Genomic DNA, 11,789 nt, shown 5'->3' with positions numbered 1-11,789 from the left:
CACGGTCGTCTTCGCGATGTTCGCCGGCTTCCACTTCTGGTGGCCGAAGTTCACCGGCAAGATGCTGGACGAGCGGCTCGGCAAGATCACTTTCTGGACACTGTTCGTGGGCTTCCACGGCACCTTCCTCGTCCAGCACTGGCTGGGCGCCGAGGGCATGATCCGCCGCATTCCCGACTATCTCGCCGCCGACGGATTCACCGCCCTGAACACCGTCTCCAGCATCTTCTCCTTCCTCCTCGGACTCTCCCTCCTGCCGTTTTTCTACAACGTCTGGAAGACGGCGAAGTACGGAGAGAAGGTCGAGGTCGACGACCCGTGGGGCTACGGCCGCTCGCTGGAGTGGGCGACGTCCTGCCCGCCGCCGCGGCACAATTTCCGTACCCTGCCGCGTATTCGCTCCGAATCCCCGGCGTTCGACCTGCATCACCCGGAGATCGGCCGCGGGATCGAGGCCCTGGCGGATACCGGGAACACGCCCGCAACCGGCATCGGAGCACGCACATGAGTGAGGGCAGGCGAAGCGGCGACATGTGGATGGACCAGGACCAGGACCACTACCGGAACCACGACCAGGCCATCAGTGAGATCGAGGGATATCTCCTCTGGGAGGCGGAGAAGGACCGGGCCCGCACCCGTGCGGAGGCCTTCTGCGCCGGTCTGCCCTGGCTCACCGATTCCCAGCGACAGGAAGTGGAGCTGCGCTACTGCCAGGACCAGCGCGACGCCTCCCGGGCCTGTCTGGAGCGCATCTCGGTCCGCAGTGCCACCCTGCGGACCGAATACGAAGGCGTCTACCGGGCCCTGCGGCGACGGCTGATCACCGCGCTCCTGAGCGGCTCGGTGGCCGTGGCCGCGCTGCTGGCCATGACGGCCGTCGGCCTGACCGCGCACTGAGGGGGCAACGGCCCGGCACGGGACGGGAACGGGTGACGCCCGCGTGCGGCGGCCGTCACCCGTGGCGGGGCCGCGGCTCAGCCGGTGACGGTGATCTGGGACGCGGGGTCGGTGGTGTCGCTGACCTGGTAGACGGCGTTGAACGTCGAGCTGGTCGAGCTGGTCGGGCAGCCGAAACCACCGGTCACCTTCACCGGCACCGACGCGTTGGCGAAGGCGAGCGTGGCCGGCGCGCCGTTGGTCCAGGTGCCGTTCACCGTCGCCGCCGAGGTGGGCGCCGCGGTCACCGTGCAGGACGCAAGACCGCTGGTCTTGAGCACGAACCCGCCTACGGGGATGGTCAGTCCGGCGGTCACCGGCGCCCCGTTCTGCATGGCCACGCCCCAGGCCCCGCTCGTGGCGACGGTCGCGCTGACACCGGGCATGCTCGTCGTACAGGAGCCGTAGGTCGCCGGGGTGGTGGAACTGCTCACCGCACCGTCCGGGTTGTGGTTGCCGGGCGCGTCAGGGACCTGCCCGCTGGAGGACGAGGTCGTACACGTGACGGTCACCGAACCGGCCTTGAAGGTGGCCTTGCCGCTGAGCGTGGCGGTGAAGCCGTGACCAGCGGGGGTCACGGTCGTGGCCGCCGCCGCGGCGGACGGCGTCCCGGCGGGCTGTGCCGTCGCCGCGGTCGTCATGGCGAGCGACAGGCCGAGGGCCGCGACGATCCCGGTGCCGGCGGTGAGTAAGACGCGCTGAGGGGGCGTACGCCGGGCGGGCTGCGTCATCGTCATCGTGGGTCTCCTTATGAGGGGTGGTGCCGGAGGAGTGGTGCGGCGGGTGGTGCGGGCAGCGCTCGGGGCCCGTACGCGGACGAAGGTGTGGGGGTACGCGTACGGGCGGGCGCCGCGCGACGGGCGGCAGGGGGCTACGGCCCGCCGGCTACGGCTCGCTGGGTGCGGGTGCGGGTGCGGGTGCGGGTGCGGGTGCGGGTGCGCCGGGTTCGGCGGCGGCCTCGGGTGTGGCGGCGGTTTCGGGTTCCGCGGGCACGACCGGCTGCCAGGCAAAGATCATCGAGCCGCCGAGAATCCCGATGACGGTGCCGATCAGAAAGCCGCCGAGATTGGACATCACCAGCGCGGCCGCCGCGCACAGCACGGTGAGCACGCCCGCGAGGCCCCGGTAGTGCGGCGCGAACCACGCCGAGAGCCCCATCACGATCATCACCAGCCCCATCAGCACTGACGGGATACCGGCAATGCCCTGTTGCAGCATGATCTTCAGCGGCGCCAGGGGGAGGGCGCAGATCTCGGCGCCGGCGATGACGGCCGCCAGACCGCCCCAGAAGGGCCGCCCCGTCCGCCAGCGCCGCCAGGTCAGAAGCATTCCTTCTTGCCCTTGGAGATCTTCATGCTCAGGCCGGACAGTTTGAAGGTCCCCGCGTTGGTCGCCCAGGCGGTCTGCCGGAGGTTGCTGATGTTGACGTCATCGGCCTGCTGGGCGAAGAGGTCCTGCAAGCCCTGGGCCGTGTCGGGGCCCTTGTCCAGGGTGGAGGCGTCCCGGCCGATCTCGATGTTGTGGAAGGACGCGTTGCCGGAGAGCTGGGTGGCGTCCACGAAGAGATCACTCGCCTCGACGGGCTTGCTGCCCGTTCCGGCGCTGAGGTTGAGCGAGATATCGCCGATGACCGGCAGGTGGGTGACGACCGACTGGCACAGATGGTCCAGCTGGGCCGTCTTGATGGCGGTGACGGCGACCGGCAGGAGATCTCCCCTGGCGTTCGCGTCCACACCGCCGTACTGGGCGAATCCCTTGCCCGTGAGGCTGTCCGCGGAGACCTTGAACTGCTGTCCCGAGACGGCGAATGATGCCGCCAGCGCCCCGTTGGCCAGGGCGATGCCCAGGGCGGCGGTGCCGGCGAGGGCCGGGACGGACAGCACGGCGAACTTCCGCCAGCTGATGCGCCCCGTGACAGGTCTGCCGTGTGCGTCCTTCATAACGGTATGTCCCCTTCGAAGAGCGGTGGAGCGCACTGCCGAAACGTGCGGGGGAGTGCTGATGCGCAGGGTGCGCGTGGTACTCAAAACGCGCCGGGGAGCCGCCGTGCGCATACATGGGGGAGAACGTGCGGCTCGGGGGTGCACGCTGCCGAGCTGTGCGCGAAAATGCCGAACTGCCGAGTGTTACTGGCGAGTTGAATGTAAGTCTGCCCATGACAACTGGCAAGGTTGGCGGCGGAACCGTTTTCGGACATACCGCTGGTCCGGCTTTCGCCGCTCGTTGCTTGCCGCTTGCCGCTTGCCGCTTGCCGTTCGCCGTGCCCCACGCGGCGGCCCGGCCGGTCAGCCGTAGTGAACCTGTAGCTCCTTGACGCCGTTGAGCCAGGCCGAGCGGAGCCGGCGCGGATCGCCCGCCAGGGAGATGCCGGGCGTCACGTCCGCGAGCGCGTTGAAGATCAGGTTGATCTCCAGGACGGCAAGGGACTTACCGAGGCAGAAGTGCGGTCCGCCGCCGCCGAACCCCAGGTGGGGGTTGGGGTCGCGGGTGATGTCGAAGACCTCGGGGTGGTCGAAGACCTCGGGGTCGTTGTTGGCCGAGGAGTAGAAGATCCCCACCCGCTGGCCCTTCTTGATCTTCGTGCCGCCCAGTTCGGTGTCCTGGGTGGCGGTGCGCTGGAAGGAGACCACCGGCGTCGCCCACCGCACGATCTCCTCGGCCGCCGTCGCGGGACGCTCGCGCTTGTAGAGCTCCCACTGGTCGGGGTGGGTGAGGAAGGCGTGCATCCCGTGGGTGATGGCGTTGCGCGTGGTCTCGTTGCCGGCCACCGCCAGCAGCAGCACGAAGAAGCCGAACTCGTCGGAGCCGAGATTCCCCTCGTGCTCCGCCGCCACCAGCTGGCTGACGATGTCCTTGGCCGGGCATTCCTTGCGTGCCGCGGCGAGGTTCATCGCATACGAGATCAGCTCCATGGCGGCGTTGACGCCGACCTCTTCGGTGATCGCCAGTTCCGGATCGTCGTAGGCGACCATCTTGTTCGACCAGTCGAAGATGCGGATCCGGTCGTCCTGGGGGATGCCGATGAGCTCCGCGATGGCCTGAAGGGGAAGTTCGCAGGCGACATCGGTGACGAAGTCCCCGGAGTCCTTCCGGCGGGCCTCGGCGACGATCTGCGCCGCCCGGTCGCGCAGCGCGTCCTCCAGGGCACGGATCGAGCGCGGGGTGAAGCCGCGCTGCACGATCTGGCGGACCCTGGTGTGCTCGGGCGGGTCCATGTTCAGCATGATCAGTTTCTGTACGTCGATCTGGTCGCGGGTCATGGACGCGTGGAAGCGGATGATCGAGGTGTTGAGGTTCGCGGAGAAGATGTCCGGTTTGGTGGACACCTCCTTGACGTCCTGATGGCGGGTGACTACCCAATAGCCGTCGTCACCGAAGCCGGCAATGCCGTGCGGCTGGGCGTTCCACCACACGGGCGCGGTCTGCCGCAGCTGCGCGAACTCGGGGAGCGGAACGCGGGACTGGTAGACGTCGGGGTCGGTGAAGTCGAACCCTTCGGGCAACGCGGGGCATGGCATCGGCGACTCCTGGTCCCTCGTCTGACGGCTCATCAGGTATGGGTCGCGGTGAAGGTAGTAACGAGTTCTGCAAGAGGCAAGGGGTGCGGCGACTCCCGTTGCGGACAACGGTGTTGCACGCCCCTTGCGCCGCGGGGGGCGGCTCATAAGACTGTTTGTAGAACTAGAACGCGTACTAGTTCTTCTTCCGTGGGTGCCGGGACGCCCTCGGACGTGAGGAGAGGACGAGTCAGTCATGGCCGCGGAACCCGTCATCGTCGAAGCAGTACGCACCCCCATCGGCAAGCGCGGAGGCGCGCTCGCCAATCTGCACCCCGCCTACCTCCTGGGCGAGACCTACCGCGAACTCCTCGCCCGTACCGGCATCCAGCCCGACTGCATCGAACAGATCGTCGGCGGCACCGTCACCCACGCCGGTGAGCAGTCCATGAACCCGGCACGCAACGCCTGGCTGGCGATGGGCCTGCCGTACGAGACCGCCGCGACCACCGTGGACTGCCAGTGCGGCTCCTCCCAGCAGGCCAACCACCTGGTGGCCAACATGATCGCGGGCGGTGTCATCGACATCGGCATCGGCTGCGGCGTCGAGGCGATGTCCCGGGTGCCGCTCGGCAGCGGCTCCAAGCACGGCCCCGGCAAGCCCTGGCCCGATGAGTGGAACGTCGACCTGCCCAACCAGTTCGAAGCGGCCGAACGCATCGCCCGCAACCGGGGGCTGACCCGCGAGAACGTCGACTCGCTCGGCCTGATCTCACAGGAGCGGGCGGCCACCGCCTGGGCCGAGGAACGCTTCAAACGGGAGACCTTCGCGGTCCAGGTCCCCACCACCGAGGACGAACAGGCCGCGGGCCAGGGCATGTGGCGGCTGGTCGACCACGACGAAGGGCTGCGCGACACCAGCATGGAGGCGCTGGGCGGCCTCAAGCCCGTGATGCCGACCGCCGTCCACACGGCGGGCAACTCCTCGCAGATCTCCGACGGCGCCGCCGCGGTGATGTGGGCCTCCAAGCGCATGGCACGCGCCCTCAAACTCAAGCCACGGGCCCGCATCGTGGCCCAGGCGCTGGTCGGCTCCGATCCGCACTTCCACCTGGACGGCCCCATCGACGCCACCCGCGCCGTGCTGGGCAAGGCCGGGATGTCCCTCAAGGACATCGATCTCGTCGAGATCAACGAAGCCTTCGCCGCCGTCGTCCTCTCCTGGGCGCAGGTCTTCGAGCAGGACCTGGAGAAGGTGAATGTGAACGGCGGCGCGATCGCCCTGGGGCATCCGGTCGGCGCCACCGGCGCCCGGCTGATCACCACCGCACTCCATGAACTCGAACGCAGGGACAAGGAATTCGCCCTGATCACCATGTGCGCGGGCGGGGCACTGGCGACGGGGACGATCATCCAGCGGCTGTAGCGGCTGTAGCGGTTGTGGGCACGGGCATCACGGCCCCGGTCACGGGGAGGCGGCCCCTCGGGGCGGATCGGGAGTGAAGGAGACGGGGACGTCGAAGGCCGCGCGGCGGGTGGCGCGGCGCAGGGCCTTGAGAACGGTGCCGCCCAGCGTGCAGGTGAGGACCACGGTGACCAGGGCCCGGGGGAGGTCCCAGCCGAGGGAGGTGGCGAGGCAGTAGGCGATATAGCGGGCGAGGTTCTGGTCGAGCGGGTCGCCGGGGACGAAGGAGACCCCCGAGGCCATGCCGGCGATATAGGGCCAGCCCTGGAGGTTCATGATCAGGCCGTAGAGGACGGCGGAGACGGCTCCATAGGTGGCGAGCACGGCCAGTTCACGGCGGCCGCGCAGCCGCTCGGGCCCCGGCAGCAGGCCGGCGCCCATCGACACCCACCCCATCGTCAGCATCTGGAACGGCATCCAGGGGCCGACCCCGCCGGTCAGCAGCGCCGACGCGAACATCGCCACCGAACCCAGCACGAACCCGAAGCCGGGGCCGAGCACGCGTCCCGCCAACACCATCAGGAAGAACATCGGCTCGATACCGGCCGTCCCCGCGCCCAGCGGGCGCATCGCGGCCCCGGCCGCGGCCAGGACACCGAGCATGGCGATGGCCTTCGCGTCCAGGCCGGTGTCGGCAATGGTCGCCACGACGACGGCGAGCAGCATCGGCAGCAGCGCGGCGAACAGCCAGGGTGCGTCCCTGGAATGGGCGAGCCCGGAGGCGGAGTCGGCGAGCAGCGGCCACCCGAAGGCCATCACACCGATGGCCGAGATGAGCACCAGGGCGGCGACGGAGCGGGGACCGAGCCGTACGGCACGGACCTGGCGGCCGGGGCCGGCACCGGGGCCGGTGCGGGGTCCGTCGCCGTCCGTCCGGTGCGGGTGCGGGTGCGGGTGCGGGTGCGCGGTCATGCGGTGGCCTCCAGGGCGTCGGCCACCTGAGGAACGGTCAGCCAGGGCAGCGGCGCCAGGACCTTGGCGACCTGCGGTGCGAAGGAGGGGGAGGAGACCACGACCTCCTCGGTGGGACCGTCGGCGACGATCTCGCCGTCGGCGAGGATGACGACACGTTGGGCCAGTTCGGCGGCGAGTTCCACGTCATGGGTGGCCAGGATGATGGCGTGGCCCTCGGCGGCCAGTGCGCGCAGCACCTCGATCAGACGGGCCTTGGCGGCGTAGTCCAGGCCGCGGGTGGGCTCGTCGAGGAGGAGCAGCGGAGGCCGGGCGGTCAGCACGACGGCAAGGGCGAGGGCGAGCCGTTGGCCCTCGGACAGGTCCCGGGGGTGAACGGAGTCCGGGACGTCCGGCAGCAGTTGCGTCACCAGGGCCCGGCAACTGCCGGCGGCGGCGCCCGCGTCCTGGTCGGCCGCGGCGCATTCCGCGGCGACGGTGTCCGCGTACAAGAGGTCACGAGGTTCCTGGGGGACCAGGCCGACATGCCGCAGGAGGGTGCGGGGGCTGGTGCGGTGCGGTGTGGCGGCGCCGACCCGCACGGTGCCGGAGGCCGGTGGGTGCATGCCGACGAGGGTGGTGAGGAGGGTGGACTTCCCCGCACCGTTACGCCCCATCAGGGCAAGGGTCTCGCCGCGCCGCACGGTGAGATCCACCTGGTGCAGCGCCGCGATCCGCCCGCGACGGACACTGAGCCCGGAAACGGCCGCGGCCGGCTCGGCCGGGGAGCCCGCGCCAGCAGGTGCCGACGCTGTCGCAGTGCCTCCCGCATCCCCACTCACGTCGCCCCCCGGCGCCTTCGGCCTGACCCCGGTCAGCCGCTCGCGCAGGGGTGCGGCCTTGCGGCGGGCATCGCGTACGGAGAGGGGGAGGGGGGACCACCGGGCGAGGCGGCCGAGGGCCACCACCGGGGGGTGGACGGGGGAGACGGCCATGATGTCGGCCGGGGCGCCCATGACGGGGGGCGCGCCGGGAGAGGGGAGCAGGATGACGTGGTCGGCGTATTGGACCACGCGCTCCAGACGGTGTTCGGCCAGGAGCACCGTGGTGCCGAGGTCGTGGACCAGGCGTTGGAGTACGGCGAGGACCTCTTCGGCGGCGGCGGGGTCGAGTGCCGAAGTCGGCTCGTCGAGGACCAGGACCTTGGGGTGGGTGGTGAGGACCGACCCGATCGCCACCCGCTGCCGCTGGCCGCCCGAGAGGGTGGTGAGGGCACGGTCGCGCAGGTCGGCCAGGCTCAGCAGGTCCAGGGTTTCCTCGACGCGGCGGCGCATCACGTCGGGGGCCAGGCCCAGCGACTCCATACCGTAGGCGAGTTCGTCCTCGACGGTGTCGGTGACGAAGTGGGCCAGCGGGTCCTGGCCCACGGTGCCGACGACATCGGCCAGTTCGCGCGGTTTGTGGGTGCGGGTGTCCCGGCCGTCGACGGTGACCCGGCCGCGCAGGGTGCCGCCGGTGAAGTGCGGGACCAGGCCGCAGACGGCGTTCAGGACGGTGGACTTGCCGACGCCGGAGGGGCCGACGAGGAGGCACAGTTCGCCCTCGGGGACGGTCAGGTCGATGCCCTGGACGGCGGGCGCCGCGGCGTCGCCGTAGGTGACCGAGACCTGCTCGAACCGGATCACTGGGTGGGCTCCTTCATGCGCGGATCGACATCGGGGGCACGGCCACGGGACGCGGCCCGGTCAGCCCGTTCCCCTTGGTCCGCCCGGTCCGCCCGGTCCGCCCGGTCCGCGCCCGACGGGAGCGGGGCGACGAACGCGGGCAGCAGCCCCACGAGCACGGAGACGGCCGGCCAGAGCGGGAGGACGGGGGCGGTGAGCGGGACGGCGGGCGGGTGGAGGGCGGCGGGGGCATAGTCGTTCGCCCAGATCATCAGGGCGGCGACGGCGGTGCCGGAGCCCGCGACCAGCCAGGCGCGGACACCCCACCGGTCGGGCCGGTAGCGGCTGCGCACCGACCGGCGGCCGCCGAGCCACAGCCCGGCGAGCGCAGCCGCCAGCCCGGCGAGCAGCAGCGGCACTCCGTAGCCGCCCCCGGTGTCGCCCAGCAGCCCGTACGTACCCGCGCAGATGCCGAGCAGCCCGCCGAGGGTGAGGACGGAGGTGAGGTGCCGTACGGCCGGCGGTACCTCGGCGCTACGGCCGTAGCCGCGCGCGTCCATGGCCGCGGCCAGCGCCACCGAGCGCTCCAGCGCGCCCTCCAGAACGGGCAGTCCGACCTGGAGGAGCGCCTTGACACCACGGTCGGGGCGGCCGCGCAGCCGCCGGGCGGCGCGCAGCCGCTGGACGTCGGCGACCAGGTTCGGTGCGAAGGTCATCGCGACGACGACCGCGACGCCCGCCTCGTAGAGCGCACCGGGCAGGGACTTCAGCAGCCGGGCAGGGTTGGCGAGCGCGTTGGCGGCGCCCACGCAGATGAGGAGGGTGGCCAGTTTCAGCCCGTCGTACAGCGCGAAGACCATGCCTTCCGCGGTGACCCGGCCGCCGATCCGGACACCCTTCGCCCAGTCCGGCAGCGGTACTTCGGGCAGCGCGACAAGGGTGTGGGTACCGGGAATCGGCGAGCCGAGGAAGAAGGCGAAGGCCAGCCGGACGGCGATCACGACCAGGCCGAGCTTGACGAACGCGCCGTACGAACGCGCCCACGGCGCCTCCGTACGGCGGGCCGCGACGACATAGCCGGCCACCCCCACCAGCAGCCCCAGCAGCAGCGGATCGGTGGTGCGGGAGGCCGCGGTGGCCAGACCGAGCGCCCACAGCCACCAGGCGCCGGCGTGCAGCGCGGTGGTGCGGGTCGCCTGCGGGGCGCTCATCCGCGTCGGCGGCGCGCCTGCCACACCGCCGCCGCGCCCAGTACGACGACGGCCGCGACACCGCCGACCAGCCCGGCGGACGGGCCGCCGTCGCCCCCGCCGGTCGCCTCGCCCCCGTCCGCCGCCGCGTCCGAAGAAGGCGAAGCGGAGGACGCGGGCTCCTTCGCGCCCTTCACCTGGTCCGCGCACCCCGACTTCGGATAGCCGGCGATGGCGCACAGCAAGGCGTGGGAGTCATAGCGCAGCGACCGGACGACCGCCGCCAGCGCCTCCCCCGCCGAGGCGTCCTCGCCCACCTGGGCGCACTCCGTCCTGGCCTTCGGCGGCTGCTCGCCGCCGGGCGCGTCCGCCGCGATGCCGAAGTCGATGACGATGCCGATCCGCTTGCGGCCCTCCTTGGCGGGGGTGGCGTGGCAGATCGCGTCGAAACCGGCGGCCGCACGGGGCTTGCCGGCCGCGGCGGAGTCGGCGCTGACGGCGAAGCGGAAGCCCTCCACCGCGCCGTCGGCCGGCCGCACGGTGGCGGGCCCTTCGGTGGCGTACGCCCAGGAGCTGCCCTTCCCGTCCCAGAAGGACCAGTAGCGGTACTCCTGCGCCTGGGCGGGCCCGGCGGCCAGACCGGTGACCGCACCGGCCAGCAGCACGGCTGCGGCGATCCCGGTACGCCGCATCAGAGCCGGCTCTTCTTACGGCTGCTGAGCAGGAAGCCGATGCCGGCGCCGATGGCGAGGCCGATGCCGATGACCCACACCACGCCCAGGCCGCCGCCGTCCTTGGAGTCGTCGGCGTCCTTGGTGTCCTTCTTCGCCGCGGCGGCCGGCTCGGGGCCGGTGGCGTTGAGCGCGGCCACCAGGTCGGTGCCGCCGAAGGAGCGCGGGTCGGTGCCGGTGGCGTGCGCGACCAGCACCAGCTGGGCGTAGGCGGCGGGGCCGCTCTGCTTCGCCCAGTCAGCCGAGTTCTTCTCCAGCCACTTCAGCGGCTTCGCGGCGGCGGCGCCGTGTGCGCCGGCCGCCAGCGCCACCACGGCGTCGGCGGTGTTGCCGACGTCGGGCTGATCCTCCGCGCCCGGCATCGCGGAGAGCAGATGCTGGCCGTTCTCGTCGAGCTGTGCGACGAGGTAGGCGTCGCCGGCCTCGGCAGCCTGTGCCGGGTCGTCGGCGCCCGCCTTCTTGTCCCCCTTGCCTTCCTTGTCCCCGTCCTTGCAGCTCAGCGGCTTGACCGGGGTGTCCGCGCCCTTGCCGGCCGGCTCGACGACGAAGCCCCTGCCGCGCGCTCCGGTCGCCGCGGCCGCGGTGGCGTCGGCGTTCGGGGCCGCCCCCTTGAGCTGGAAGGCGAACGCGCCGCGCCCGTCCCCCTTCGCCGCACAGCCGAGCTGGAAGGTGAGCAGCCCGTCGTAGGGGGTCTTGCCGCCCTTCTTCGACGTCACGGACTGCGGCTTCTCGCCCGCCGCCGCGAGCGCGCCGATGACCACGGAGGTGGAATTGGCATCGCTGGCCGAGCCGGCCATCGAGCTCCAGCCGCCGTCGTCGTTCTGCACCGACTTCAGCCAGCTCACGGCCTTCTTCACGGCGTCGCGGTGCCCGCCCAGCGCGGCCAGCGCCTGCACCGCGGCGGCCGTCGGGTTGGTGTCCCGCAGGGTCTTGGCGTCGCAGGGCTTGCCCGGCTCGGCACGGAAGGCGGTGAACGAGCCGTCGGCGCACTGCTGACCGGCCAGCCAGTTCACGGCAGACGCCGCGGGGCGCACGCCCACGGTGTCCTGGGCCAGCAGTGCGAGCGACTGCCGCCAGACCCCGTCGTACTGCGGGTCCTTGGAGCCGTACAGCCCGTCGGGCAGCTTCTTGGGGGACGCGGACGGGGAGTCGGCGTATGCGGCGGGGGCAGCGGCCGCGCCCAGCACCAGCACGGCCGCCAGCGCCGTGGCGGCGCGGCGCGCCAGGAAGGCGACGGAATGCGTCAAAGGGGCCTGGTGAGCCATGGAAGCCATGGGGGCCATCGGGTCGGTGCCTCTCGGGTCGGGTCGCGGCGGATGCTACGCAGCCGCGCTCGGCCGGCCACCCGCGCGCCGATCCATGGATCGGGCACGGTGGCACCGGGCTCAGCTCCGTATACCTCGACGGTGCCGCGC

Annotated in this window: 12 protein-coding genes; 3 read left to right on the top strand and 9 right to left on the bottom strand. The window is 71.6% G+C overall.

Translation table 11 applies throughout. The features are described from left to right. Both IF67_RS0130480 and IF67_RS0130475 read left to right on the top strand, forming a co-directional pair. Positions 1-508: cbb3-type cytochrome c oxidase subunit I (locus IF67_RS0130480; protein ID WP_199812802.1), on the top strand; the 508-nt coding region annotated here is incomplete at its 5' end. Continuing rightward, a complete protein-coding gene (locus IF67_RS0130475) occupies positions 505-897 on the top strand; it encodes a hypothetical protein (protein ID WP_324608898.1) in 393 nt (130 codons plus the stop codon). The genes IF67_RS0130480 and IF67_RS0130475, both read left to right, overlap by 4 nt. A gap of 77 nt (positions 898-974) precedes the next feature. On the opposite strand, the gene IF67_RS0130470 is transcribed toward IF67_RS0130475, so the two are convergent. From IF67_RS0130470 to IF67_RS0130455, 4 genes are all read right to left on the bottom strand, one after another. Further along, the gene (locus tag IF67_RS0130470; protein WP_030991115.1) at positions 975-1,673 is read right to left on the bottom strand and encodes a hypothetical protein; all 699 of its coding nucleotides are present in this window, start codon (positions 1,671-1,673) and stop codon (positions 975-977) included. 148 nt (positions 1,674-1,821) lie between these two features. Beyond that, on the bottom strand, positions 1,822-2,265 hold the full coding sequence (locus tag IF67_RS0130465) for a DUF6114 domain-containing protein (protein ID WP_037840046.1): 444 nt from the start codon (positions 2,263-2,265) through the stop codon (positions 1,822-1,824). Continuing rightward, the gene (locus tag IF67_RS0130460; protein WP_030991110.1) at positions 2,256-2,876 is read right to left on the bottom strand and encodes a DUF6230 family protein; all 621 of its coding nucleotides are present in this window, start codon (positions 2,874-2,876) and stop codon (positions 2,256-2,258) included. The genes IF67_RS0130465 and IF67_RS0130460 overlap by 10 nt, the downstream gene beginning before the upstream one ends. A gap of 345 nt (positions 2,877-3,221) precedes the next feature. Next, positions 3,222-4,454 (bottom strand): cytochrome P450, encoded by a 1,233-nt coding sequence (locus tag IF67_RS0130455; RefSeq protein ID WP_030991108.1) that lies wholly within the window; start codon positions 4,452-4,454, stop codon positions 3,222-3,224. Between the two features lie 235 nt (positions 4,455-4,689). Between IF67_RS0130455 and IF67_RS0130450 the strand changes: the two genes are divergently transcribed. Then, positions 4,690-5,859, top strand: coding sequence for a steroid 3-ketoacyl-CoA thiolase (locus IF67_RS0130450; protein WP_030991106.1), 1,170 nt, complete (start codon positions 4,690-4,692; stop codon positions 5,857-5,859). A gap of 39 nt (positions 5,860-5,898) precedes the next feature. Here IF67_RS0130450 and IF67_RS0130445 read toward each other — a convergent pair whose 3' ends face one another. The 5 genes from IF67_RS0130445 to IF67_RS0130425 are packed head-to-tail and all read right to left on the bottom strand — an operon-like array spanning position 5,899 to position 11,657. After that, complete coding sequence (locus IF67_RS0130445; RefSeq protein ID WP_030991104.1) at positions 5,899-6,810, bottom strand: ECF transporter S component; 912 nt, start codon at positions 6,808-6,810, stop codon at positions 5,899-5,901. Beyond that, positions 6,807-8,474, bottom strand: a complete 1,668-nt coding sequence (locus tag IF67_RS0130440) for an ABC transporter ATP-binding protein (protein WP_030991103.1) — start codon at positions 8,472-8,474, stop codon at positions 6,807-6,809. Before IF67_RS0130440 ends, IF67_RS0130445 begins: the two co-directional genes overlap by 4 nt. Beyond that, complete coding sequence (locus IF67_RS0130435; protein WP_051818748.1) at positions 8,471-9,664, bottom strand: CbiQ family ECF transporter T component; 1,194 nt, start codon at positions 9,662-9,664, stop codon at positions 8,471-8,473. The genes IF67_RS0130440 and IF67_RS0130435 overlap by 4 nt, the downstream gene beginning before the upstream one ends. Beyond that, positions 9,661-10,335 (bottom strand): SCO2322 family protein, encoded by a 675-nt coding sequence (locus IF67_RS0130430; RefSeq protein ID WP_030991100.1) that lies wholly within the window; start codon positions 10,333-10,335, stop codon positions 9,661-9,663. The genes IF67_RS0130435 and IF67_RS0130430 overlap by 4 nt, the downstream gene beginning before the upstream one ends. Further along, entirely contained in the window at positions 10,335-11,657 is a 1,323-nt protein-coding gene (locus IF67_RS0130425; protein WP_030991099.1) for a prenyltransferase/squalene oxidase repeat-containing protein, read from the bottom strand. Before IF67_RS0130425 ends, IF67_RS0130430 begins: the two co-directional genes overlap by 1 nt. Between the last annotated feature and the right edge of the window lie 132 nt (positions 11,658-11,789).

The organism is Streptomyces sp. NRRL S-1813 (assembly GCF_000719605.1).
Taxonomy (GTDB): Bacteria; Actinomycetota; Actinomycetes; order Streptomycetales; family Streptomycetaceae; genus Streptomyces; species Streptomyces decoyicus.
This window is presented reverse-complemented; position numbering and strand designations above follow the sequence as displayed.